This is a genomic window from Mesorhizobium sp. M8A.F.Ca.ET.161.01.1.1, assembly GCF_004792105.1.
Taxonomy (GTDB): Bacteria; Pseudomonadota; Alphaproteobacteria; order Rhizobiales; family Rhizobiaceae; genus Mesorhizobium.
In genome coordinates this window covers 125012-150801 of the sequence record NZ_SRTD01000003.1, presented here as the reverse complement: position 1 = coordinate 150801, position 25790 = coordinate 125012, and the positions used below count along the sequence as shown (strand labels likewise).

General features: G+C 63.6%; 22 protein-coding genes. 17 read left to right on the top strand and 5 right to left on the bottom strand.

Annotated features, from left to right (window positions below):
* Nucleotides 1-23 precede the first annotated feature (23 nt).
* Genes EN804_RS09390 through EN804_RS09380 form a run of 3 tightly spaced genes read left to right on the top strand, consistent with a single transcriptional unit; the run spans nt 24 to nt 1475 of the window.
* The gene (locus EN804_RS09390; protein WP_127280696.1) at nt 24-587 is read left to right on the top strand and encodes an XRE family transcriptional regulator; all 564 of its coding nucleotides are present in this window, start codon (nt 24-26) and stop codon (nt 585-587) included.
* A gap of 4 nt (nt 588-591) precedes the next feature.
* A complete protein-coding gene (locus EN804_RS09385) occupies nt 592-900 on the top strand; it encodes a hypothetical protein (RefSeq protein ID WP_135919242.1) in 309 nt (102 codons plus the stop codon).
* A gap of 44 nt (nt 901-944) precedes the next feature.
* Nucleotides 945-1475, top strand: coding sequence for a GNAT family N-acetyltransferase (locus EN804_RS09380; protein WP_135919241.1), 531 nt, complete (start codon nt 945-947; stop codon nt 1473-1475).
* Nucleotides 1476-1483: 8 nt separating this feature from the next.
* Here EN804_RS09380 and EN804_RS09375 read toward each other — a convergent pair whose 3' ends face one another.
* Complete coding sequence (locus tag EN804_RS09375; protein WP_135866497.1) at nt 1484-2371, bottom strand: LysR family transcriptional regulator; 888 nt, start codon at nt 2369-2371, stop codon at nt 1484-1486.
* Between the two features lie 119 nt (nt 2372-2490).
* Here EN804_RS09375 and EN804_RS09370 point away from each other — a divergent pair, with 119 nt between their 5' ends.
* Together EN804_RS09370 and EN804_RS09365 are read left to right on the top strand one after the other, a co-directional pair.
* On the top strand, nt 2491-3642 hold the full coding sequence (locus EN804_RS09370; protein WP_135866499.1) for a gamma-butyrobetaine dioxygenase: 1152 nt from the start codon (nt 2491-2493) through the stop codon (nt 3640-3642).
* A complete protein-coding gene (locus EN804_RS09365; protein WP_127278514.1) occupies nt 3639-4223 on the top strand; it encodes an HD domain-containing protein in 585 nt (194 codons plus the stop codon). The genes EN804_RS09370 and EN804_RS09365 overlap by 4 nt, the downstream gene beginning before the upstream one ends.
* 218 nt (nt 4224-4441) lie before the next feature.
* Here EN804_RS09365 and EN804_RS09360 read toward each other — a convergent pair whose 3' ends face one another.
* From EN804_RS09360 to EN804_RS09350, 3 genes are all read right to left on the bottom strand, one after another.
* Nucleotides 4442-6250 carry an NAD(P)/FAD-dependent oxidoreductase gene (locus tag EN804_RS09360; RefSeq protein WP_135919240.1) on the bottom strand — a complete coding sequence of 603 codons (1809 nt, stop codon included), beginning with the start codon at nt 6248-6250 and terminating at the stop codon, nt 4442-4444.
* A 26-nt stretch (nt 6251-6276) separates the two neighbouring features.
* A complete protein-coding gene (locus tag EN804_RS09355; RefSeq protein WP_135919439.1) occupies nt 6277-7347 on the bottom strand; it encodes a 2,3-butanediol dehydrogenase in 1071 nt (356 codons plus the stop codon).
* A 213-nt stretch (nt 7348-7560) separates the two neighbouring features.
* Nucleotides 7561-9483, bottom strand: a complete 1923-nt coding sequence (locus tag EN804_RS09350; RefSeq protein WP_135919239.1) for a sigma-54-dependent Fis family transcriptional regulator — start codon at nt 9481-9483, stop codon at nt 7561-7563.
* Nucleotides 9484-9838: 355 nt separating this feature from the next.
* On the opposite strand from EN804_RS09350, the gene EN804_RS09345 reads away from it, so the two are divergent.
* From EN804_RS09345 to EN804_RS09305, 9 genes are all read left to right on the top strand, one after another.
* The gene (locus EN804_RS09345; RefSeq protein ID WP_127278511.1) at nt 9839-11638 is read left to right on the top strand and encodes an acetolactate synthase 3 large subunit; all 1800 of its coding nucleotides are present in this window, start codon (nt 9839-9841) and stop codon (nt 11636-11638) included.
* A 64-nt stretch (nt 11639-11702) separates the two neighbouring features.
* Complete coding sequence (gene ilvN, locus EN804_RS09340) at nt 11703-12275, top strand: acetolactate synthase small subunit (RefSeq protein ID WP_027051201.1); 573 nt, start codon at nt 11703-11705, stop codon at nt 12273-12275.
* A 119-nt stretch (nt 12276-12394) separates the two neighbouring features.
* Entirely contained in the window at nt 12395-12991 is a 597-nt protein-coding gene (locus EN804_RS09335) for a LysE family translocator (protein ID WP_135866506.1), read from the top strand.
* A gap of 242 nt (nt 12992-13233) precedes the next feature.
* On the top strand, nt 13234-14496 hold the full coding sequence (locus EN804_RS09330; RefSeq protein WP_135866508.1) for an efflux RND transporter periplasmic adaptor subunit: 1263 nt from the start codon (nt 13234-13236) through the stop codon (nt 14494-14496).
* Nucleotides 14493-17654, top strand: coding sequence for an efflux RND transporter permease subunit (locus EN804_RS09325; protein WP_135919238.1), 3162 nt, complete (start codon nt 14493-14495; stop codon nt 17652-17654). The genes EN804_RS09330 and EN804_RS09325 overlap by 4 nt, the downstream gene beginning before the upstream one ends.
* A 78-nt stretch (nt 17655-17732) precedes the next feature.
* Nucleotides 17733-18353: a nitrile hydratase subunit alpha gene (gene nthA / locus EN804_RS09320; RefSeq protein WP_127871620.1), complete on the top strand. Its 621-nt coding sequence runs from the start codon at nt 17733-17735 to the stop codon at nt 18351-18353.
* On the top strand, nt 18350-19009 hold the full coding sequence (nthB, locus tag EN804_RS09315) for a nitrile hydratase subunit beta (protein ID WP_135919237.1): 660 nt from the start codon (nt 18350-18352) through the stop codon (nt 19007-19009). Before nthA ends, nthB begins: the two co-directional genes overlap by 4 nt.
* A complete protein-coding gene (locus EN804_RS09310; RefSeq protein ID WP_189343737.1) occupies nt 18996-19361 on the top strand; it encodes a nitrile hydratase accessory protein in 366 nt (121 codons plus the stop codon). The genes nthB and EN804_RS09310 overlap by 14 nt, the downstream gene beginning before the upstream one ends.
* Before the next feature lie 141 nt (nt 19362-19502).
* Nucleotides 19503-20630, top strand: a complete 1128-nt coding sequence (locus EN804_RS09305; RefSeq protein ID WP_135866514.1) for an ATP-dependent RecD-like DNA helicase — start codon at nt 19503-19505, stop codon at nt 20628-20630.
* Between the two features lie 30 nt (nt 20631-20660).
* Here EN804_RS09305 and EN804_RS09300 read toward each other — a convergent pair whose 3' ends face one another.
* Complete coding sequence (locus EN804_RS09300; RefSeq protein ID WP_127280159.1) at nt 20661-21089, bottom strand: STAS/SEC14 domain-containing protein; 429 nt, start codon at nt 21087-21089, stop codon at nt 20661-20663.
* A gap of 162 nt (nt 21090-21251) precedes the next feature.
* Here EN804_RS09300 and EN804_RS09295 point away from each other — a divergent pair, with 162 nt between their 5' ends.
* The 3 genes from EN804_RS09295 to EN804_RS09285 all read left to right on the top strand — a co-directional run.
* A complete protein-coding gene (locus EN804_RS09295) occupies nt 21252-21992 on the top strand; it encodes a pyridoxine 5'-phosphate synthase (protein ID WP_135919236.1) in 741 nt (246 codons plus the stop codon).
* A 98-nt stretch (nt 21993-22090) separates the two neighbouring features.
* A complete protein-coding gene (locus EN804_RS09290; RefSeq protein ID WP_135919235.1) occupies nt 22091-24004 on the top strand; it encodes a potassium transporter Kup in 1914 nt (637 codons plus the stop codon).
* Between the two features lie 195 nt (nt 24005-24199).
* Nucleotides 24200-25790, top strand: a 1591-nt coding sequence (locus tag EN804_RS09285) for a potassium transporter Kup (protein WP_135919438.1), incomplete at its 3' end; no start/stop codon positions are given.

Below are 25790 nucleotides of genomic sequence, written 5' to 3'. Positions count from 1 at the left end.
TATTGTTTCACTATAATGGACGAATGGATGATATAGCGAACGATATTTCCTCGACCATCGGCAAGAGGATTCACGCCGAGAGGATCATGCGGGACTGGTCGCTGGCCGAACTCGCCGAACGGTCCGGCGTTTCCAAGGCAATGCTGAGCACGATCGAGCGCGGCATGACCAGCCCGACGGCCGCACTTCTGGTGCGCATTGCGGCGGCCTTCGGCATGACGCTCTCGACCCTCATCGCGCGCGCGGAACTGCAGAGCGGGGGACTGCTGCGCGCGGCCGACCAGCCGGTATGGCGCGACCCCGATACAGGCTATGTCAGGCGGCATCTGTCGCCGGCCTGCGACATGCCGCTCGAACTGATCAAGGTCCATCTGCCTGCGGGCGCGAAGGTCAGCTTGCCCGCGGCTTCCTACGCCTTCATCAAGCAGCAGATCTGGCTGATCTCAGGAAAACTCGAATTCACCGAAGGCGATCAGGTGCACAGGCTCGAACCGGGCGACTGCCTGGCGCTCGGGGCGCCGTCGGATTGCACCTTCCATGCCCTGGAGCCTGGCGCCGACTATCTCGTCGCTCTGGTCAGGGGCTGACGTCATGGCAAGACGGCCAACGCGCTCCCACAATGGGGGGCCGCCTCTTGACGAGTACAAGGGGCCGCCATGGGGCAAGGGCGACCCTTACATCTTCCTGGCCTGGCAGGCGGCGCACGCCAAGGCGTGGAAGGCGCCAAGCCGCGACGTCATGCTGATGCGCATGGACAAGGCTGTGCGGCTGGGCCTGACCTATGAGGAATACACGCTCGAAATCCTGGAGCGCGGGCGACATCTCAGTGAAGAAGACACCGAACGCATTAGCGCCATCAAGGCCGCGCGCAAGCGCCGGCGGGCGCGCTATCTCGAATGACGCCGGCGCCATCGACCCCGGCAATCGTTTCCAGAGGACCAGGTATGAATACCATCGAAATCGGGCCGTTGACCGCCAGCCGGGAAACTCTTGCAATGCTGACCGATCTGCTGGTCGAAACGGTTGCCGCCGGCGGATCTGTCAGCTTCATGCATCCGCTGGCGGCGAAAGCGGCAAGGGCATTCTGGGAGACGTCGCTGGCCGCGGCGGCACGAGGAGAAAGAATGGTGCTCGGGGCCTGGGACGGCGGGGCTCTGGTCGGGACGGTCACCTTGCTGCTCGACTGCCCGCCCAACCAGCCGCATCGGGCCGAGATCGCCAAGCTGATGACATCAGTCGAATACCGGGGCCGGGGTGTGGGGACACGCCTGATGCGGGCCGCCGAACGCCTCGCGGCGGAGAAGGGGCGCACGTTGCTGGTTCTGGACACGGCGGCGGAGGAGGGGGCTTCGGGCCTCTACGAAAAGCTCGGCTTCATCCTCACCGGCGAAATTCCTGACTATGCGCTGAAACCGCATGGCGGGCTGACGGGCACGCTGATCTACTGGAAGCGTATCGGCATAGCTTCGCGGTAGCGCGCCAGTCAGGTCCGGGCCCCGCCGGCAAGGCGCTTTATCAGCCAGTGCCGGAAATCCTGCTCGGCACTTGTCAGTTGCGCGGTCGACGGCCTGGTCAGAAAATGCCCTGACGTGCTGGAGAGTTCAAAATCGGAGAGCGGGACCAGCGTCCTGCTGTCGAGCGCCGCGTCGACAAGCGGTCGCGACCCCAGCAGCACGCCGGCGCCGGCGCTCGCCGCCTCCATGGCGGCGACGAAACTGTCGAAGCGGTGCGACCGCTGGGGATGGCCGGCCAATCCGGCCGCCGCGAACCATTCCGACCACATCTCGCGCGCGCCGGCCACCAGAAGCAGCGGCAGGGATGTCCAGTCGGCGGCACTGGCGAGCGCCGGACTTGCCACCGGCACAAGCCGCTCGGCGGTCAGCCTCTCGGCCTCGCGTCCGGGAAAGGATCCGTTGCCGAAACGGATGTCGAGCGCCGAGCCCGGCAGATCGTAGTCGGTCGGCCGATGGATCGTCACCAGATCGAGCTGGACGCGCGGCAGCGCCTCGGCGAGATCGGGCAGCGCCGGCACCAGCGCCAGCAAGGCAAACGAGATCGGCACCCGGATAGAGACGGTCCGGACGGCGCGTGGTTCGAACAATTCCGTGGTGCTGCTGGCAATGGTTGCGAAGGCCGACTGGATGTGGGGCAGGTAGGCGGCACCCTCCGGCGACAGCGCGACCCCACGCGCCAGCCGCGAGAACAGCCGCGTCTTCAGCCGTTCCTCGAGCAGCCGGATGTGCTGGCTGACCGCCGCCTGTGTCAGGCCGAGTTCGGCCGCTGCCGCCGTGAAATTCGACAGCCGCGCCGCGGCTTCGAAACTGCGCAGCCAGTCGAGCGGAGGCAAGGCGGGGATGGTTCGTCGTGCCATTAGTAAATCGGGGTCATTGGCCAAAAAATGATAATTTGAATTATGCCTATGGCGCGATCAACATGCAATCGAAACCCTGCGGATCGGACCGTGGGGCGTAGCGGACGGGATGGATCTCAATGCTTACCCACGCGCTGGTTGGCGACGAAGGCAGAACAATCGAACTTGGCTGGGCAGACGGGAGGCGCACCCGCTTTCACGCCATCTGGCTGCGCGACAATGCGCTCGACGACAAGACGCGCAGCGCCGGCAACGGCCAGCGGCTCGTCACCATCCTCGACATTCCCGCTGGCACGAGAATTGGCGCCGCTTCCATCAAGGCCGGGGCGCTGGAGATCAGCTTCGAACCGGAGGGAAAGACGGTCAGCTTTCCCGCCCAATGGCTGCGTGCAAACGCCTATGATCGCGACGAGACACGCCAGCCCGGTTGGACAGGCGATGTCATCCAGCGCTGGACCAAGGCGACGATGCAGAACTGCGTGCCGCGCGCCAGCTACAAGGCGGCCTTCCATGACCGCAGCGTGCTGCGCGAATGGCTTTCGGCGGTGAGGACTTATGGCTTTGCGGTGATGAATGGGCTGCCGGCCGAATCCGGGGCGCTGTGCAAGGTGTCCGACCTGTTCGGCTACGTCAGGGAGACCAATTACGGGCGCTGGTTCGAAGTGCGCGCCGAGGTCAATCCGAACAATCTCGCCTACACCAATCTGGGCCTGCAGGCGCATACCGACAATCCCTATCGCGATCCGGTGCCGACACTGCAGATCCTGTCCTGCATCGAGAACACGGTGGAGGGCGGCGAATCGAGCGTCGTCGACGGTTTTGCCGTCGCCGCAGCCCTGCAGGCGGAAAACCCCGAAGGTTTTCGGCTGTTGAGCTCCCACGCGGCGCGATTCGAATATGCAGGGTCATCGGGCGTGCGGCTGCAATCCAAACGGCCGATGATCGAGCTTGGCCCCGACGGCGAACTGATCTGCATCCGCTTCAACAACCGCTCGCTGGCGCCGACCGTCGATGTGCCGTTCGCCGACATGGATCGCTACTATGGCGCCTACCGCCGCTTCGCCGAACTGATCGAGGATCCATCCTTCGAAGTGACCTTCAAGCTTGAGCCCGGCCAGGCCTTCATCGTCGACAACACCCGCGTCATGCATGCCCGCAAGGCGTTTTCCGGCACCGGCAAGCGCTGGCTGCAGGGATGCTATGCGGACAAGGACGGCCTGTTGTCGACGCTCGCGGCGATTGAACACGGCTTCAAGGAGGCCGCGGAATGAGCGGCCAGGATCTGAACGCGGACACCATCGTCGAGTTCATCGCCGACATTTTCGAGCGCCGGGGCGCCGAATCCTATCTCGGCGAGCCGGTTACGATGTCCGAGCACATGCTGCAGGGTGCTTGGTTGGCGGAGCAGGATGGAGCGCCCGAGGTGCTGGTGGCGGCCGCGCTGCTGCACGATATCGGCCACTACACCAGCGAGTTCGGCACCTATTCGCCCGACGATGTCGAGGACAAGCACCATGACGAGGCCGGCGGCGAGGTGCTGGCGCCGTTCTTCCCACCGGTCATCGTCGAATGCGTCCGGCTGCACGTCGCCGCCAAGCGCTATCTCTGCGCCACGGACCCGACCTATTTCTCCAGGCTGTCGCCGGCTTCGGTTCATACGCTGTCGCTACAGGGCGGACCGATGAGTGCCGAGGAGGTCGCCGAGTTCCGCGAGAACCCGTTCCATGAGGAAGCGGTGCGGGTTCGCATCTGGGACGAGGGCGGCAAGGTCGCCAATATGCGGACGCGGGCGTTTCGCGACTATGTGCCGTTGCTGCAGCGCGTCGTGCACGACTTCGCCAATCGGCCCTGACGCAACCAATCACGGGGAAGAGACAGCCCATGTGTTTCCGCTTCGACGGCGAAAACGCGGTGGCCGCATACCGGATGGAGACCTGCCGCGAGCGTTTGGCCGGCGAGGGCGTTTTCACGCCATCGCCGACCACCCCAAGCGGCGAGACCGGCGGGCGCGCCGCCGCCGGTCGAAGTCCCCGAAGCCGGGCAGTCCCGCCTTGATGCGAGGGAAGCCGACTAGCCCTTGTGATGGACCTCCTGCAGCCCGTAGACCGGGGTCGGCAAGCCAACCTGCCGCGCTTTCAGCTGCAGCGCCAGATATTGCGAATAGTGGCGCGACTGATGGAGGTTGCCGCCGTGGAACCACAGCGCCTCTTGCTGGGTCGGCTTCCACATGTTGCGCTGCTCGCCTTCCCAGGGGCCGGGGTCTTTCGCGGTGTCGGAGCCAAGGCCCCAGACCTTGCCGACCTTGTCCGCCACCTCCTGAGAGATGAGGTCCGCGGCCCAGCCGTTCATCGAGCCGTAGCCGGTGGCGTAGATTACGAGATCGGCCGGCAATTCGGTTCCATCGGCGAATTTGACACCGGTTCGCGTCAGCTCTTCCACCGCGGCACCTGGTCCGCTCTTGAGCTTGATCGAACCGTCGATGACGAGGTCGCAAGCGCCGACATCGATGTAGTATCCCGAACCGCGGCGAAGGTATTTCATGAAGAGGCCCGAGCCGTCATCGCCCCAGTCGAGCAGGAAGCCGGCCTTTTCCAGGTCCGCGTAGAACTTGGCGTCGCGTTCCTTCATCTGTTGGTAAAGCGGGATCTGGAATTCGTGCAGGATGCGGTAGGGCAGGGAAGCGAAGATCAGGTCGGCCTTGCGTGTCGTCATGCCGTTCTCGACCGCCTGCTCGGAATAGAGCGAGCCCAGCCCGATATCCATCAGCGTGTCGGACTTGACGATGTGCGTGGAGGAACGCTGCACCATGGTGACGTCCGCGTCACCCTCCCACAGAGCCGCGCAGATGTCGTGGGCGGAGTTGTTGGAGCCGATGACCACGACCTTCTTGCCGCGGTATTTGTCCGGGCCGGGATGGGTCGAGGAATGCTGCTGCTCGCCCTTGAAGATGTCCTGGCCCTTGTATTTCGGCCAGTTCGCCTTGCCGGACATGCCGGTGGCCAGCACCAATTGCTTGGGCTTGAGGACGATCTCTTCGCCGTCGCGTTCGACCACGACAGTCCACTCCTTGGCCTTCTCGTCGTATTTCGCGGATTTCGCCGACGTGGAGGACCAGTAATTCAGCTCCATCACCTTGGTGTACATCTCGAGCCAGTCGCCGATCTTGTCCTTCGGCGCGAAGACCGGCCAATTCTTGGGGAAGTCGATATAGGGCAGATGGTCGTACCAGACCGGATCGTGCAGGCAGAGCGACTTGTAGCGCTTGCGCCAGGAATCGCCGGGGCGCTCGTTCTTTTCGATGATGATGGCCGACACGCCGAGCTGGCGCAGACGTGCCCCCAGCGCAATGCCGCCCTGACCGCCGCCGATGATCACGACATAGGGCTGTCTGCTGCGGCCGAGTTCGGCGATCTCGTCGTCACGCTCCTCGCGCCAGGATTTCCTGTCCTTGCCGTGACCATGCTTGGCACCGAGCGGTCGAGTGAAGCCGGACTTCTCCTCGTGTCCCTTCAGTTCAGCCATGGTGGTGAGCAAGGTCCAGATGAAGTCGCCCTTGAAGCGCACCAGGCCGAAGCCGCGCGCCGCCCTCGTCTCGAAGGTGATCCAGGCGGTGGTGACGCCGTCCGCCTCGGTCGCCTCCTCGCCTTCGGCCACTTTCCAGTCGCTCGGCCGGGTCTCCGCCAGGGTTGCCGTCAGCATGTCGCGCACCTGGTCCTGGCCCTCCATCGTCTTCAGGTTCCAGGTAAAGGTGACAAGGTCGCGCCAGTAGCAATCCGCCTGGAAACAGTTGACGGCCGCGTCGATGTCGCCGTCCGCAAGCGCCTTGCCGAACTTGTCGAGCAGCGCCTGCGCCTTCGTGGTGGGGGTTCTCTCGAGCATGTTTTCTCCTCCGGTTGTCAAATTGATCAGGACAGGTCGATCAGGATTTTCAGCTGGGTCCCGGCTGGATCGAGCAGAGCTTCGAAACCGTCCGACACCGCCTCCGCAAGACGTATGCGCCTGGTGACCACCTTGGAGGCAGGCAGCTGTCCCGAACTGATGAGACGGATGACACGCGGCCACAGATGCGTCGGATAGGCCCAGGAGCCGCGGATATCGACGTCCTTGAATGTGACCTGGAACCAGTCGAGCGGGTTCTCGTGCGGATGCAGGCCGGTTTGCACGACGACACCTTGCTTGCGCACAGCCGCGAGGCAGGCCTTCAGCGCATGCTCATTGCCGACGCATTCGATGGCGATATCGCAACCGACGCCACCTTCGGTCGCGGCGCGCACTGCCTCATCCACTTTGTCCCGCTTCGGATTGAGGGTCACCACGCCAGGCAGGATCGAACGCGCCATCTCCAGCCTGGTGTCGTTCAGGTCCGAGATGAACAGTTGCGTTGCGCCCGCGGCGCGCGCGGCCAGCATCGTCAGAATGCCGATCGGGCCGGCGCCGGTGATCAGCACCGAGCTCCCGGCGCTTACCCCACCACGGTCGCAGGCATAGACGGCGACCGCGGTCGGCTCGACCAATGCAGCTTCCTCATCGGACATTTCGTCTGGAATGCGCTCGACATTGTAGTCGTTGAGCAAGGCGGCTTCCGCCATGCCGCCGCCGATCCAGCTCAAACCCGCCAGGGCAAGCTTGTCGGACAGATGATACAGGCCGCGCGCGGCATAATAGTCTCCCGAGCGCGGCATGATCAGCGGCTGCACGGCCACGCGGTCGCCAACCGAGACCGACGTCACGCCATCGCCGACGGCCTCGATCACGCCGCCGAATTCATGTCCAAGCACCTGCACACCGCTGGCGCCGGTGAACGGATGCGGCTGCGTCGGTATGAAGATTGGCCCGTAACTGTATTCATGCAGGTCGGTGCCGCAGATTCCGGCAAACCTGTTGCGGAGAACAACCTGTCCCGGCCCCGGCTTTGCCGGCCTGGGAATGTCCTCGATGCGCAAATCCCTGGCGGCATGAAAGCGCAGGGCCTGCATGCTCCGCGCCGTGGCTGCGAGATTGACCGCGTTCTGTGTCATGGCTTCTCCTCCAAGTTCCATGTGGGTACCCGGAACAAGGAGCAAGCAGCATGCCAACCATACTGCTGAATCAGAAATCGTAATAAAATCAGCATCATCTAGCGGCTTCTGCTGTCATAGGCTGCTGCGGCGGTGTTGCGCGAGCCATGGCGCGCCACAGCCGACGCAACACTAATTGGGCGCGTCCAGCCGCAGCCGCTTCATGCGGCGATGCACGGTCGTGCGGTCGACACCCAGACGCCGCGCGGCCTCGGAGATGTTCCAGCCCGCGGCCACGAGAGCGTCCAGCAATGCCGCACGCTCGTCCTCGGGCGACGGAGCACGCAGGGCGACCAGCCTGGCGGGCGAAGCAAGCGGCGTCAGGTATGGCAATGCGAAGTCGGGCAGGTCGGCGGGCTCGATCATCCCACCCTCGCAAAGCGTCACCGCCAGATCGATGGCGTTTGCGAGTTCGCGGATGTTGCCGGGCCAGCGGTGACGGATCAGCGCCAGACGCGCAGCGGGCGAGAGCTTGGCTGTCCGGCCGGCTAGGTGGGCGCGCTGATCCACCAGCCGGTCCAGCAGCCATTCGAAATCGGTGCGTTCGCGCAGCGCCGGCAAGGTCAGCGAGGCCGCGTTCAGCCGGTAGAATAGGTCTTCGCGGAAACGTCCCTCTTCGACCAGCTTGCGCAGATCATGGTGCGAGGCCGAAATGATCTTGATGTCGACCTGTCGCGGCTCGGTGGCGCCGACCGGGATCAGTTCGCGTTCGGCGATCACGCGCAGCAGCCGCGATTGCAGGGGGTAGGGCATGTCGCCGATCTCATCGAGGAACAGCGTGCCGCCGTTCGCCCCCTCGATCAGTCCCTTGCGCCCCTTGGCGGCGGCTCCGGTAAAAGCACCGGCGACATGGCCAAAGAGTTCGCTCTCGATCAGATGCTCGGGAATGGCCGCGCAGTTGATGGCGACAAACGGGCCGGGCCGCCGCGCGCAATCGTGGATCGCGCGGGCAAGATACTCCTTGCCGGAGCCGGTCTCGCCATGGATCAGGATGGGAATGGTCGTGCGCGCCAGCTTGGCGGCACGCAATTGCGTGGCGGCCATCGCCGGATCGCCGCCGGAAAGGTCGCCGATCGGCTTCGGTACCGCCTCGGCCGGCGCTCGGCGTCCGGTCGTCGGCTGCGGTTCGATGGCATGCGCGAACAGCGCGCTGCCGCTGCGGCCGAACACCAGCCGCTCTTCGGTCGGGCGGCCGCGTGTCAGGCTCGGCAAATCGTCGACGCTGACATCGAGATAGCGCGAGATCGACTGGCCAATGGGGGAGGGCGAGTGCCGCCAGTCGACGCCTCCGGCTTGCGCCAACAGCAGCGCTCCGCCGCGCGTCGTGCCAAGGATGCGGCCCGAGGCATCGAGGGCGATGGCGGCCTCGGGGTCGACGTCGAGGAATTCCGGCGAACGGGAAAAACGCAGCACCCATTCGGAGTGCATCTGTGCCATCAGATTGGCGAGCTCGATGCGCCGCGCGGAAGCCGTCACCAGATGCAGCGCCAGATTCTGGCTGATTTTCGGTTGCGGGGAGCGCAGCAGGGAAATGTCGAGCACGGCGGCGAGCTCGCCATTGGTGTCGAAGATCGGCGCGGCGGTGCAGGAGAGCGGCGTGTGGGTGGTGTCGAAATGGTCGGTCTGGTGGATCGTCATCGCCTCGCCGGTGACGATGCAGGAGCCGACACCGCAGGTTCCGGTGCGGCTTTCCGACCATTCGGAGCCGAGATAAAGCCCTGCCGTGCGCAACTGGTCCATGAACAGCGGATCGCCGAGGAAGTCGACGGTGACGCCCTTGGCGTTTGCCAGCAGCAAAACATAGTTCTGGCCCGCCACCTGCTTGAAGAGGGTTTCCAGGCCGCTGCGGGCGATCGCGATCAGCCGCTCGGACTGTTCGCGATGTTCGCGCAACTGGGTATCGGGGACGATATAGGCTTCCGTCGGCCGGGCCGGGTCGAGCCGGTGGGTGTCGACACAGCGCAGCCAGGACTTGACCACGACATCGTCGCGGGCCGATGTCCTGCCGGACAGGACCTGCTCTATCTCCCGGATATGCTCCCGTTCACCAGCCACGCGTCCTCCTCCCAAGGCAACGTCCTAGCCTGGCATAGTGGTGCGCCGGCGGCATGGGCTCAACTGTACTATGGTAGCGCGTGGCTTTATCGCAGTGTCGCGAGACGGGCCGATCTCACAGGCGAGTGAATTCGCATTATCCCCCATTGACGACCCCGCGAGTTCGCCTTTATGGTCCGCCCCCATGAAAACGGCACTCATTCTCGTAGGAAGGCGCGTGGGCAAGGCGGTGTAACCGCCGGGCGAAAACCTCCCATGCGCACCACACAGGCTCCCTCGGGGGCCTTTTTTATTGTCTGAAACACGACTAAACGACCAGCAAACGCCCAAATGGCGACAGTACGGGACCAGACCGATGAGCAACGGACAGAGTGAGCGGCGCGAAATGCCAAGCAGCAGGGAAATGACTGGCGCCGAAATGGTGGTGCAGGCGCTGAAGGACAATGGCGTCAAGCATGTCTTCGGCTATCCGGGCGGCGCGGTTCTCCCGATCTATGACGAGATATTCCAGCAGGACGAGGTCGAACATATTCTCGTGCGCCACGAGCAGGGCGCCGGCCACGCCGCCGAGGGTTATGCGCGGTCGACCGGCAAGGCCGGCGTCATGCTGGTGACATCGGGCCCCGGCGCCACCAATGCGGTGACGCCGCTGCAGGACGCACTGATGGACTCGATCCCGCTGGTCTGTCTGACGGGGCAAGTGCCGACCTCGCTGATCGGTTCAGACGCGTTCCAGGAATGCGATACTGTCGGCATCACGCGGCCCTGCACCAAGCACAACTGGCTTGTGAAGGACGTCAACGAGCTCGCCGCGACCATCCACGAGGCCTTCCATGTCGCCACGACCGGCCGTCCCGGTCCGGTCGTGGTCGACATCCCGAAGGACGTGCAGTTCGCCAAGGGCTTTTATGTCCCGCCGCAGATCGCACCGCGCACCTCCTACCAGCCGAAGGTCCAGGGCGACCTGGAGAAGGTCAAGGCCGCGGTCGAACTGATGGCGAGCGCCAAGAAGCCGATCATCTATTCGGGCGGCGGCGTCATCAATTCCGGTCCGGAAGCGAGCCACCTGCTGCGCGAACTGGTCGACCTCACCGGTTTCCCGATCACCTCGACGCTGATGGGACTCGGCGCCTATCCGGCCTCGGGCAAGAACTGGATGGGCATGCTCGGCATGCACGGTACCTATGAAGCCAACATGGCGATGCATGATTGCGACGTGATGATCTGCATCGGCGCGCGCTTCGACGACCGCATCACCGGCCGGCTGACCGCGTTTTCGCCGAATTCGAAGAAGATTCACATCGACATCGATCCGTCCTCGATCAACAAGAACGTCCACACCGACGTGCCGATCATTGGCGATGTCGGCCGGGTGCTGGAGGATCTGGTGCGGCTGTGGCGGGCGAGCGCCAAGGCCGACAAGAAGGCGCTCTATCCCTGGTGGGAGCAGATCGCCAAATGGCGGGCGCGCGATTCACTCGCCTACAAGATGAACAACGACGTGATCATGCCGCAATACGCCATCCAGCGGCTTTACGCGCTGACCAAGGACATGGACACCTACATCACCACCGAGGTCGGCCAGCACCAGATGTGGGCGGCGCAGCACTATCATTTCGACAAGCCGAACCGCTGGATGACATCGGGTGGTCTCGGCACGATGGGCTACGGCCTGCCGGCCGCGCTCGGCGTGCAGATCGCGCATCCGAACGCGCTGGTGGTCGATATCGCCGGCGACGCCTCGGTGCAGATGACGATGCAGGAGATGAGTGCGGCGGTGCAGTATGACGCGCCGATCAAGATCTTCATCCTCAACAACCAGTATATGGGCATGGTGCGGCAGTGGCAGCAGCTGCTGCACGGCAACCGGCTGTCGCATTCCTATACCGAGGCGATGCCGGACTTCGTCAAGCTGGCCGAAGCCTATGGCGGCCACGGCATACGCTGCGACAAACCGGACGAGCTCGACGATGCGATCAAGGAGATGATCTCGGTCAGGAAGCCGGTGCTGTTCGACTGCCGCGTGGCGACACTCGCCAACTGCTTCCCGATGATCCCTTCGGGCAAGGCGCATAACGAGATGCTGTTGCCCGACGAGGCGACGGATGAAGCGGTGGCCAACGCCATCGACGCCAAGGGCAGGGAACTGGTTTAACCGCAGGCGGAAGCCGTGTTAAAACAGAGAATTAGCTCAAAAGTTTGAAATCGAGATTCACGTCATGAACGCACAGCTTCAGCCCACCGGCTCCGCCTACTTCATCGCCAAGGAAACCGAGAAGCCGGAAACGCACACGCTTTCCGTGCTGGTCGACAACGAGCCGGGCGTGCTCGCCCGGGTCATCGGCCTGTTTTCGGGCCGCGGCTACAACATCGAAAGCCTGACCGTCTCCGAGACCGAGCATGAAAAACATCTCTCGCGCATCACCATCGTGACGCGCGGCACGCCGCATGTGATGGAGCAGATCAAGCATCAGCTCGAACGCATCGTGCCGGTGCACCGCGTGGTCGATCTGACTGTCCGCTCGCACGAGCTCGGCCAGGAGCGGCCGCTGGAGCGGGAACTCGCGCTGGTCAAGGTTGCCGGCACCGGCGAGGCCCGGGTCGAGGCGCTGAGACTCGCCGACGCTTTCCGCGCCAGCGTCATCGACGCCAATACCGAGCATTTCATCTTCGAGATCACCGGCAAGGGCTCCAAGCTCGACCAGTTCATCGCCATCATGAAGCCGCTCGGCCTGGTCGAGATCTGCCGCACCGGCGTGGCGGCGATGAACCGCGGCCCGCAAGGCATGTAGACCGACGTAACCCAGCCGAATTTTCCACGAATGCAGGACTGGCGTGACCAACGGCCGGCACTGGCCTTTGTGCAGCCGTCGGAAAGAGACAAGAGTACTGACGTATCTGGGAGGATATCATGTCCCTCGACGCATTCCTCGCCCTGCTTGTCTACGCCTTGGTGACCTCGATCACGCCAGGGCCGAACAACCTCATGCTGCTGGCCTCCGGCGTCAATTTCGGCATCGCCAGGACAGTGCCGCACATGCTGGGCATCAGCATCGGCTTTCTCGTCCTGTTGCTCGCCGTCGGCTTCGGCCTGGGCGCGGTGCTGACCGCGTTTCCGGCATTGCACACCGGGCTGAAGATCGCCGGTGCCGTCTACCTACTCTACTTGGCCTGGAAGATCGCCATGTCGCGCTCGCTCAGCGGCAAGGGTGAGACCAATGCGCGGCCGATGCGCTTCGTCGATGCGGCGGCTTTCCAATGGGTCAACCCCAAGGCCTGGGTGATGGCCATCACCGCGATGGCCGTCTACACCAATCCGGAACGGCCGTTCCTGTCCGTCATTCTGATTGGCGTGGCTTTTACCGTGGTCAATCTTCCCAGCGTCTCGGTGTGGGCGGGGTTCGGCACGGCGCTGCGTGGTTTCCTGTCGGATGCGGTGCGGCTGAAATGGTTCAACATCGCCATGGGCGTGCTGCTGGCGGCGACGCTTTGGCCGATGCTGCGCTAGGCTACGGCCCGCTCCACCCTTTCGGAGGCTATTTTCGGGGCCAATCGGGCCTTCGGCCCTAAACGATAGCCGGCTGCACAGCTATTGTGCAGTGCACATTAAATCTTCGTAATGCCATGTTTTGGCCCTTTTCCGACAAACGCCCGTCCTATCTATTCGGCGAAATCGCGGCAGTGAGCCGTGAATTGCGCTAGAATACGACCACCTGGCTATGGCGTGTCGGACGGAGAGGTCTTTTGTCGATGCGTGGAAAAGTCCTTCTTTCATTGCTGGCGATTGCCTGTGCGGGCGCGGCCTGGCTCTATTTGTCGCCGGAAGCGCTGAACAAGGCTCAGCAGCTCATCGGCACAAAGCAGGTCGCCGCGACAGACAAGCCAGCGGCCGACAAGCCGGCAGGCGGCAAACAGGCCAGCGGCGGCAATGGCGGCGCCCGTTCGGCCTCTATCGTTTCGGCGACTGCAACGACAGCTGACTTTCCGATCCGCCGCTATGCCATCGGCTTCGTTTCCTCTCCGGCCGTGGTCAACATCAACGCCCGCGTCTCCAGCCAGATCGTGTCGATCGACGTCAAGGACGGACAGATGGTGAAGACCGGTGACGTGCTGTTTTCACTGGATGACCGCGCCCTGAAAGCGCAGCTGGCCAAGGACCAGGCCACGCTTGCCAAGGACCAGGCGCTGCTTGCCAGTTCGAATTCCGATCTTCAGCGCGCCAAGGATCTTGTCGCCAAGCAGGCCGGGACGCAGCAGACCTACGACCAGGCCGTTGCCGCGCAGAAGGCGGCGGCGGCGACCGTCGATGCCGACAAGGCGACGATCGACGCCGACAATGTCCAGCTTGGCTTTGCCACCATTGCCGCGCCAATCTCGGGCAGGTTGGGCGCGGTCAACGTCGCCGTCGGCGATCTCGTCACGGTCAGCAATGGCAACAGCAGCACGGCGACGCCGCTGGTGACCATCACCCAGATGGATCCGCTGCAGGTCAACTTCAATCTGCCGGAACGCGACCTCGCGCTGCTGCACAAGGCGCTTGCCAATCCGCAGCAGAATGCGGTGACGCTGACCCAAAACGGCGACCCGAGGCCGATCGGCAAGGGCACGCTCGATTTCGTCGATTCCAGCGTCGACACCGCGTCGGGCACGATCGCCACGCGGGCCAGCATTCCCAATGCGGATCTTTCCTTGTGGCCGGGCCAATATGTGAACGTCGTGCTTGACGCCGGCATCATGCCGCAGATGACCTCGGTTCCCACCGTCGCGGTCCAGCCCAGCCAGAAGGGGCCGTTCGTCTATGTGGTCAAGCCGGACAACACCGTCCAGATGCGGCCAGTGCAGGTGGCGCTGACCGAGGGCGAAAACAGCGCCATCAGCCAAGGGCTGAAAAGCGGCGAGAAGGTTGTCACCGAAGGCCAGACACGGCTGAAGGACGGCGCCGCGGTGCATGAAGGCAAGGAGGCCGCGCCCAAAGTGGCCCAGGCGACCAATGCCGGCGGGGCGGCCCAATGATCTCCGAATTCTGCATTCGCAGGCCCGTCGCCACGCTCCTGATGTCGTTCGCCCTCGTGCTGGGCGGGCTGTTCGCCTACAAATTCCTGCCGGTCGCGGCACTGCCGAGCGCCGAATTCCCTGTCGTCAACGTCTCGGCATCGCTGCCCGGCGCCTCGCCGGAGACCATGGCGACATCGGTGGCGACGCCGCTGATCAAGCAGTTCGCGACCATCGCCGGCATCGATTCCATTTCGACCACCAACTCGCTCGGCCAGACCTCGATCGCCATCCAGTTCGTCCTCAACCGCGACATCGACGCGGCGGCGGCCGACGTGCAGGCCGCGATCGCGCGCACGCAGAAATCGCTGCCGCCGCAGATGACGTCGCCGCCGAGCTATCGCAAGGTCAATCCGGCCGACGCGCCGATCCTGCTGATGTCGCTGGTCAGCGATACGGTTCCGCTGACCGACCTCGACGCCTTCGCCGAAAACGTCATCTCGCCGTCGCTGTCGACCATCGACGGCGTGGCCCAGGTCTCGATCTTCGGCCAGCAGAAATACGCCGTGCGCATCCAGATCGATCCGACCGCGCTGGCCGCGCGGGGCATCTCGATCGATCAGCTGCAGGCGGCTGTGGCTTCGGCCAACAGCAACACGCCGCTCGGCGTGCTGCAGAACAACAAGCAGCAGCTGACCATTACCGCCAACACGCAGCTTACCAACGCGGCCGGCTTCTCCAACCTCATCATCGCCACCAAGAACGGTCATCCGGTGCGACTGGGCGAGGTGACCCGCGTCGTCGATTCGGTGCAGACGACCACGACCGCAAGCTGGTACGACGGCACCCGCGCCATCATCATGGCGGTGCAGCGCCAACCCGACGCGAACACGGTCGACGTCGTCGACAGGGTCAAGGCGATGCTGCCGTCCTTCCAGGACCAGATGCCGGCCGCCGCCCAGATCAAGCTGCTCAACGACCGCTCGACCTCGATCCGTCAGGCCGTCGACGACGTGCAGTTCACGCTGCTGTTGACTATCGCGCTGGTGGTCATGGTGATCTTCGTGTTCCTGCGCCGCGTCACGGCCACCATCATCCCGGCCGTGGCAGTGCCGATCTCGCTGATCGCCACGCTCGGAGCGATGTTCCTGTTCGGCTTTTCCATCGACAACATCTCGCTGATGGGCCTGACGCTCGCCGTCGGCCTCGTCGTCGACGATGCCATCGTGATGCTGGAAAACATCTTCCGCCACATGGAGGAGGACGGGCTGTCGGCCTTCGATGCGTCGCTGAAGGGCGCACGCGAGATCGGCTTCACCATCATTTCGATCTCGATCTCGCTGGTGGCGGTGTTCATCCCGGTGCTCCTGATGGGTGGCGTGATCGGTCGCATCTTCAACGAATTCGCCGTCGTGGTGACCGTCGCCATCCTGGCTTCCATGTTCGTGTCGCTGACATTGACGCCGATGCTGTGCTCGCGGCTGCTGTCGGTGACCAAGGCCGACCGCGAGGCGCATGGCGCCGGCCACAAGCGCGATCTCATCACGCGCGGCTATGACCGGATCCTGAGCTTCTGCCTGCGGCACACCTTCCTTGTGTTCCTCGTCTTCATCGGCACCGCGGCAGCCTCGGTGTGGCTGATCGAGGTCTCGCCGAAGGGCTTCTTCCCGCAGGAGGATATCGGCCAGATATCGGTGACCACCATCGCGCGCCAGGACATTTCGTTCGACGCCATGGCCAAGCTGCAAGGGCAGGTGGCCAGCGTGTTCTCGAAATCACCCTATGTCGACCATGTCGCGTGGTCGGCGGGCAGCGGCAACAATGCGCTCAACCAGGGACAGCTCTTCGTCCAGCTCAAGGGCAAGGACCAGCGTCCCGATATCGAGAAGGTGCTTGCGGATCTGCGCAAGCAACTGGCCGGCGTTGCGGGCATCGAAACCTACATGCAGCCGGTGCAGAATCTGAGGCTGGGTTCGCGCTCGTCGGCCAGCGCCTACCAGCTGGTGGTTCAGGGCCTCGATACCGGCCTGACCGATATCTGGGCTCAGAAGATGAATGACGCGATGGCGGCCGACCACGCTAACTTCGCCGATGTCACCAGCGACCTGCAGAACAACGCTCTGCAGGCGGCGCTGGTGGTGGACCGCGACAAGGCCGCGCAACTCGGCATCGACACCGACACGCTGCGCTCCGCGCTTTATGGCGGGTTCGGCACCGACCAGGTTTCGACGATCTTCGGCTCGGCCGACAGCTACGAAGTCATCACCGAACTTGATCCCAAGATCGAATGGTCGCCGGAGAGGATGCTCGCCATCCAGATGCGGACGGCGAGTGGAAGCCTGGTCCCGCTCGGCGCTTTCGCCCGTGTCGACCGCACGGCCGGCGCCCTGACGGTCAACCAGCTCGGCCAGCTTCCGGCCGTCACCGTCTCCTACAATTTGCCGCAGGGCGTCTCGCTCGGCGACAGCGTGAAACGCATCGACCAGCTCAAGGAGCAGATCGGCATGCCGGCGGCGATCTCGACCACCTTCGCCGGCACGGCCAAGACCTTCCAGGATTCGCTCGCCAACCAGGGCCTGCTGGTCGGCGGCGCCATCCTGACCATCTATATCGTGCTTGGCATTCTGTATGAGAGCTTCATCCACCCGCTCACCATCTTGACCGGCCTGCCGTCGGCTGTGCTCGGGGCGGTCGTTGCCTTGCGCTTCGCCGGCATGGATCTGTCCGTCATCGCGGTGATCGGCATCCTGATGCTGATCGGCATCGTCAAGAAGAACGGCATCATGATGGTCGATGTCGCGCTCGAACTGCGGCGCGAGGGCATGTCGGCCACGGACTCCATCCACAAGGCCTGCCTGATGCGGTTCAGGCCGATCATGATGACGACGCTGGCAGCACTCATGGGCACGTTCCCGATCGCGCTCGGCACCGGCGCCAGCGCGGAACTGCGCCAGCCGCTGGGCGTCGCCGTCGTCGGCGGCTTGCTCGCATCGCAGGCGCTGACCTTGTTCGTGACGCCGGTCATCTACGTCTACATGGAGAATTTCTCGGGCTGGCTGGCCGGGCTCATGCCGAAGCGCAAAGCCGAGCTGCATGTGGTCGAAGATGGCGATCAGCCCTCGCTGTTCGGCACCAATGACGACATCCCGGGCGAGCCGCAGAAGACGGCCGCCGAGTAGCAGACGGACAAAGCTCCGGTCCGGTTGGCCCAAGCCATGGAGCTTGCGGCGGGCAGGTCGGAACCGTAATTTGCCGTCATGTCCCACGATCATGATCACGACAACGAACTCGATCCGTTTGCCGCGCGGGTTCGGGCGCTCGAAACTATCCTGACCCGCAAGGGGCTGATCGATCCAGCCGCGATCGACGTCATCGTCGACACCTACGAGACCAAGATCGGTCCACGCAACGGCGCCAGGGTGGTGGCGAAGGCCTGGAACGATCCCGCTTTTGCCGAGTGGCTGAAGCGCGATGCGACGGCGGCGATCGAGTCGCTGAGCTATACCGGCCGGCAGGGCGAACACATGCAGGCGGTGTTCAACACCGGGGACACCCACAACCTCGTCGTCTGCACGCTGTGCTCCTGTTACCCGTGGTCGGTGCTTGGCTTGCCGCCGGTTTGGTACAAGGCGCCGCCCTATCGGTCGCGCGCGGTGATCGATCCGCGCGGCGTGCTCGAGGAATTCGGGCTCTCCCTGCCCGCCGAGACGAAGATACGCGTCTGGGATTCGACGGCGGAACTGCGCTATCTCGTCGTGCCGACGCGGCCGGAAGGCACCGAGGGCTGGAGCGAAGAGCGGCTGGCCGAGCTGGTAAGCCGCGATGCGATGATCGGCACCGCGCTGGCCCACGGGCCGGATAAGGGGGTGCCCGCATGAACGGCCCCCAGGATCTTGGCGGACAGATGGGGTTCGGCCCGGTCGCCCCGGAGAAGGACGAGCCTTATTTCCATGCCAACTGGGAGCGCCGCGCGCTTGGCGTGACGCTGTGCGCCGGCGCCATGGGCGCCTGGAACATCGACGAGAGCCGGCATGCGCGGGAATCGCTCCATCCGGCCGATTACTACGGCTCCAGCTACTATCAGATCTGGATCAAGGCGCTGGAGACCCTGCTCAAGCGGCACGGCTTCGTCAGCGAGCGCGACCTCAGGGCAGGCGACGCGATCGATCCGGCGGCGACGCCCAAAAGAGTGCTGAAGGCGGAAAATGTGCCGGCCGTGCTGGCCAAGGGCGGCCCGTGCGACCGGCCGGTCGAGACCGCGCCGCGCTTCAAGGCTGGTGATTCGGTGCGGACCAAAAACTTCAACCCGACCGGCCATACCAGACTGCCGCGCTATGCGCGCGACAAGCAGGGCACGATCGAGGCGGTGCGCGACGGCTTCGTCTTTCCCGACAGCAACGCTCACGGGCAAGGCGAGAACCCGCAATGGGTCTACACCGTGGTCTTCGACGGGAGCGAGATCTGGGGCGAGGGCGCCGACCCGACATTGACCGTCTCGATCGACGCTTGGGAGAGCTATCTTGAGCCGGCCTGAAGCGAAGGGGTCCGCCGCCGGTTTGCCCGCTGGCCTCGACGCACCGGTGTTTGCCGAACCCTGGCAGGCCGAAGCCTTCGCCATGACGGTGGCGCTGCACGACAAGGGCCTGTTTTCGTGGGGCGAATGGGCGGATGCCCTATCGGCCGAGGTGAAGAAGCCAGGTGCCGCGGCGGACGGCCATGATTATTACGAGCATTGGCTGGCGGCGCTGGAAAACCTGCTGGCGTCGAAGGGGCTGGCCGCCAAGCCTGATGTCGATGCGATGGCGCAGGCCTGGGAACGCGCCGCTCATGCCACGCCACATGGCAAGCCGATCCTGCTGGAGAACGATCCGCGCGCTGCCAACTGAGGTGCACGGTCACCCTTTTCGTTCCCTTTACGTTCTTGGCTGCGGCTGATAGCCTGAACCGCAGGGGAGTTCGCCATCGGCTGTGTCGTTGATGATGGCGGGTATCTTGTCTTTGCCTCGCGAATCCGGTCACACGATCAGATGGAATTTTCACCACAACAGGACGAGGCCTTGCAAGCGGTCGCCCGTTGGCTGCAGGCCGGCAAGCCGCAATTGTTCCGGCTGTTCGGCTATGCCGGCACCGGCAAGACGACGCTGGCGCGCTATTTCGCCGAGCATGTCGACGGCCAGGTGCAGTTCGCCGCCTTCACCGGCAAGGCGGCGCAGGTGCTGCGCTCCAAGGGCGCGGTCAACGCGCGCACCATCCATTCGCTGATCTACCGGCCCAAGGGCGAGGAATCGGTGGCCGACGAGGTGACCGGCAAGACCTCGATGTCGCCGACCTTTTCGCTCAACCGGCAAAGCCCGATCTCGCGCGCCAAACTGGTCGTCATCGACGAATGCTCGATGGTCGACGAGCAGCTTGGCCGCGACCTGATGAGTTTCGGCACGCCGATCCTGGTGCTGGGCGATCCCGGCCAGTTGCCGCCGATCTCGGGCGGCGGCTTCTTCACCGACCATGAGCCGGACTTTTTGCTGACCGAAATCCACCGGCAGGCGCGCGACAATCCGATCCTGCGGCTGGCGCTCGATGTGCGCGAAGGCCGCGAATTCATGCGCGGCGACTATGGCACCGCGCAGGTGATCGGCAAGGAAGACGTCAACCAGGAACTGGTGCTGAAAGCGGACCAGGTGCTGGTCGGCACCAACCGCACGCGGCGGCGCTACAACCAGCGCCTGCGCGAACTGAAGGGCTTCAATGCCGATTACCCACAAGCGGGCGACAAGCTGGTCTGCCTGCGCAACGATCCCGCCAAGGGCCTGCTCAACGGTTCGCTCTGGAAGGTGATGACCTCGTCGCGCGAGACGGTGAAGCCCGGCATCAACCTTCTGGTGTCGCCCGAAGAGGACGATCCGGATCGCGGCGTCGCCAAGATCAAGCTGCTCAAGGCGGCGTTCGAGGATCCGGATGCCGATATCCCCTGGCAGCAGAAGAAGCGCTTCGACGATTTCGACTACGGCTATGCGCTGACCGTGCACAAGGCGCAGGGCTCACAGTGGAACGAGATCGTGCTGTTCGACGAAAGCTGGGCCTTCAAGGAAACGCGCCAGCGCTGGCTTTATACAGCCATCACCCGGGCCGCCGAACGGCTGACCATCGTCAGATAGAAGGGGTCGGCGGCAGCCGGGAGAATCGTTTCATTTTCTTTCTGGAGCGGCGGTCGCCTCTTCGCCCGTCGGGCGCGCCGCGAGCCACTCCCAGGCAGCAGCTTCCTCCTCGATCTTGAAATGCCTGAATTCGACAGGCGACGAAGCGGGCAAGGCGTGTCGTGCGTTCGGCGTCCAGTCAGGCGCGCCGATCGCCGCGCAACGGCCAATATGCTCCAATGCGTGGACGGCACCCTTCTTGATGGTCTCATCGGAGATGTCGGCCCAGTCGACGCCCTCGTGATCGACTATGCGCACGGCGACGTCGATTCTCGGATGGAGCGCATAGGCCGCCTCCAGCAGGCCGAACAGGTTCTCGGCATCGGCGGCCGAGACATGGCCGACCACATCGAAGGCAAGGAGGTCGTCGCGGCTGGTGTCGATGCGGCGGATCGCCGGCACGGATTGGAGGAAATTCAAGGTGGTGCCTCCCTTTCACGGAATATGTTGGTCTTCTGGAACACCGGAAAGGCCCTATCTGTTCCCGTCAAAGACGCTATAGATGCGCTGTTTCAAATGCGCCGTGCCGGAACGAATGAGCGTGGCGCGCCTCAATCGACTGTTTTCACGGACGCCAAGCCCATGCCCGCCAAGCTTTCCGTCAACCTCAACGCCATCGCCATGCTGCGCAACCGGCGCGACCTGCCATGGCCCGATGTGATCGGCGTCGGCCGCCTTGCCCTTGCCGCCGGAGCGCATGGGCTGACAGTGCATCCGCGCCCCGACGAACGTCACACAAGGCATTCCGACCTGCCCCTGATCAGGGCGCTGATCGACGATGAGTTTCCGCAGGCGGAATTCAATATCGAGGGCTACCCAAGTGAGGATTTCCTGGCGCTTGTGGAGAAGAATCAGCCCGAACAGGTGACGCTGGTTCCCGACGATCCGGCACAGGCAACCTCCGATCACGGCTGGAACTTCATCGCCGATGCGGCGTTCCTGATGCCTGTTGTCAAGCGTCTGAAGAAGGGCGGTTTCAGGGTCTCGCTGTTTTCCGACGCGGATCCCACCGGCATAGGGGCCGCTCGCGATACGGGCGCCGATCGTATTGAACTCTATACCGGCCCTTATGGCAGCCACTATTCCGACTCCGGTAAGGCGGCCAAAGAATTGGAAAGATTGGGGAAAACCGCTGACGCGGCATTAGCCGCCGGCCTCCAGGTCAACGCCGGACACGACCTGACGGTGGCCAATCTGCCCGCGCTGGCAAGGCGTGTTCCGGCATTGGCCGAAGTGTCGATCGGACATGGGTTGACAGCCGACGCGTTGGAGTATGGCATGGCCGGCACGGTGGGTCGGTTTCTCAGAGCCTGCGGCTGGTAGGGTTAGGGCTTCGCTTTGCAGGTATGGCAGCCATAGCGTGCAATTGACACCGCATCGCAGCATGCGTGAGGCACTGCGCGCTTGTCGGGGAGTGGTCCATGGACCTTGCCAGTCGCGTTAGCGAGGCTGAAACCGTCGAGCAATCGAGCCGTTCCGAGGTTGAGCAGCACAGCACCAAGGTTCTGATGCTGGGCGCGCTCGGCGTCGTCTATGGCGATATAGGCACAAGTCCGATCTACGCCTTTCGCGAGGCGCTTCACGCTTCGCCCGGCATCGATACGCGCGTTCACGTGCTTGGCGTTTTGTCGCTGATTGTCTGGGCGCTGACGATCATCGTCACCATCAAATATGTCGCCTTCGTGCTTCGTGCCGACAACAAGGGCGAAGGCGGCACGCTGTCGCTGATGTCGCTGGCACGCAGCGCCTATCCCAAAGGCGCCCGACTGATCCTCGTGATCGGACTTTGCGGCGCGGCGCTGTTTTTCGGCGATTCGATCATAACGCCGGCCATCTCGGTGCTGTCGGCGGTCGAAGGCCTGACGGTGGTGACCCCGGCGCTGGACGCCTATGTCGTGCCGATCACGCTGGTCATCCTTGCCATCCTGTTCTCGGTGCAGCGCTTCGGCACGGGAAAGGTAGCGGCGGTGTTCGGGCCGGTGACGGCGCTGTGGTTCCTGGCGATCGGCGTCGCGGGCATTTATCACTTGATGGATGATCCATCGATCCTGCTGGCCATCAATCCCTATTACGCGGTTGCCTATCTGGCCAGCACACCCACCGCCGCCTTCGTCACTGTCGGCGCGGTGTTCCTGGCCGTGACCGGGGCCGAGGCGCTTTATGTCGATCTCGGCCATTTCGGACGCAAGCCGATCGTGCTGGCATGGTTTTCCGTGGTGTTTCCCTGCCTGCTGCTCAACTATTTCGGGCAGGGCGCCTTTGTGCTCGCCAATGATGGAAAACCGACCAATCCGTTCTTCCAGATGCTGCCTGACTGGGCGCTGATGCCGATGGTGGGACTGGCAACGGCGGCGACCGTCATTGCCAGTCAGGCGGTCATTTCAGGGGCTTTTTCACTGACCCGCCAGGCGGTGCAGCTCAACCTTCTGCCACGCATCGAGGTGCAACATACCTCGGAAATGCAGTCCGGGCAGATCTACATGCCGCGCGTCAACCTGCTCATCGCGATGGGCGTGATGCTGCTGGTGGTCGGTTTCGGCAGTTCGAGTTCGCTGGCTTCCGCCTACGGCATCTCGGTGACCGGCGAAATGCTGATGACGACGATCCTGCTGTTCGTGGTGATGCGCAAGATGTGGAAATGGAAGCTGGCGCTCGCCCTGGCGCTGACTTTGCTGTTCGGCATTATCGACAGCGGCTTCTTCCTGGCCAATGTCGTGAAGATCGTTGAAGGCGGCTGGGTCTCGATCACCGTTGCGAGCCTGATGGGGCTGATCATGTGGACGTGGATACGCGGCAGCCGCTATCTCTTCGACAAGACCCGCCGCAACGAGATCCCGCTCGATTTCCTCGCCGGCAACCTGTTGAAGAAAAAGCCGCAGCTGGTCTCGGGCACCGCCGTGTTCCTAACCAGCGATCCCTTGAGCGCACCGACCGCGCTGATGCACAGCCTGAAGCATTACAAGGTGCTGCACGAGCAGAACGTCATCCTCTCGGTGGTCACCGCACCGCAGCCGGTGGTGCCCGACAGCGAGCGGGTGAAGATGGAGACGGTCAACGAGCTGTTCATGCGGGTGACGCTGACCTTCGGCTACATGGAGCAGCCCAACATCCCGCGCGCGCTGGCGATCTGCCGCAAGCAAGGCTGGAAGTTCGACATCATGACGACGTCCTTCTTCCTGTCGCGGCGCTCGCTCAAGGCCTCGCCCAATTCCGGCATGCCGGTGTGGCAGGACCGGCTGTTCATCGGGCTGGCGCGCACGGCGGCCGATGCGACGGAGTATTTCCAGATCCCGACCGGACGCGTCGTTGAAATCGGCACGCAGGTCGCCATTTAATAGGTACGAGTTCGCCGGGCCTGGTTGTTTTGCGATGGTTCGGGATATGAGCATGCGAAACGTCGCATGGATCGACATCGCAAGACGTCGCCCACCGGGAGCCGCGCGCTGCTAACATGAGTGCCATAACGTTACGGCACTTGATATTGCATTGCAGCAAGCGTAGAGCACCGCGCGTTTATCGGAGTGTCGTACATGGCCCTTGCCAATGCTGGTAGTGAGGCAGAACCCGTCGACCAATCGAGCCATCCGGAAATCGAACAGCATAGCACCAAGGTGCTGATGCTGGGCGCGCTCGGTGTGGTCTATGGGGATATCGGCACCAGCCCTATCTATGCCTTTCGAGAAGCGCTGGTCGCGTCGTCACACGGCACCGTTGCTGATCGCGGCGATATTCTCGGTGTGCTGTCGCTGATCATCTGGTCGCTGACGATTACGGTTACGATAAAATACATCATGTTCGTGCTGCGCGCCGACAACCGCGGCGAAGGCGGCGTGCTGTCGCTGATGGCGCTGGCACGCGGCAGTTTCCCGAAGCGCTCGGCGGTGATTCTGGGCATTGGCATCGTCGGCGCCTCGCTGTTTTTTGGCGATGCGGTCATCACGCCGGCGATTTCGGTGCTTTCGGCGGTCGAGGGCATGAACGTCGTCACGCCTGCTTTCCAGCCTTATGTGGTGCCGCTGACCCTGGTCATCCTCGCCATGGTGTTCGCGGTGCAGCGCTTTGGCACGGGCGGGGTGGGATTGGTGTTCGGGCCGGTGACCGCGGTCTGGTTCCTGGCGATCGGCCTTTCCGGCCTGAAACACATCATCAACGATCCAGAAATCCTGCTGGCAATCAGCCCGCACTACATCGTCGCCTTCCTGATTCATTCGCCGGACGTGGCCTTCGTCACGGTCGGCGCCGTCTTCCTTGCCGTGACCGGTGCAGAAGCGCTCTATGCCGATCTCGGTCATTTCGGCCGCAAGCCGATCGTACTTGCCTGGCTGGCGATCGTGTTTCCCTGTCTGCTGCTCAATTATGCCGGACAGGGCGCCTTCGTGCTGGCCAAGAATGGCATCGTCGGCCATCCGTTCTTCGAGATGAACGAGGGTTGGGCTCTGATTCCCATGGTCGTGCTGGCGACCGCCGCGACGGTTATCGCCAGCCAGGCGGTGATTTCGGGTGCCTTCTCGCTGACCAGGCAGGCGGTGCAGCTCAACATGCTGCCGCGGCTGGAAATCCTGCACACGTCGGAAAAGCAGTCCGGCCAGATCTACATGCCGCGCGTCAACCTGCTGCTGGCCCTGGTGGTCATGATGCTGGTGGTCGGCTTCGGCGAATCCAGCAAGCTGGCTTCCGCCTACGGCATCTCGGTGACCGGCAACATGCTGGTGACGACGGTGCTGCTCTATGTCGTCATGACCCGGATCTGGAAGTGGAAGCTCTCGGTGGCGATCCCGCTGACCGTGCTGTTTGCCTTCATCGACGTCGGCTTCTTCGCCTCCAACATCGTCAAGGTGTTCGAAGGCGGCTGGGCGTCGCTGGTCGTGGCCTTCACCATCGTGCTGGGCATGTGGACCTGGGTGCGCGGCAGCCGCTATCTCTTCGACAAGACCCGCCGCAACGAGATCCCGCTCGATTTCCTCGCCGGCAATCTGTTGAAGAAGAAGCCGCAGCTGGTCTCGGGCACCGCCGTGTTCCTAACCAGCGATCCCTTGAGCGCACCGACCGCGCTGATGCACAGCCTGAAGCATTACAAGGTGCTGCACGAGCAGAACGTCATCCTCTCGGTGGTCACCGCTC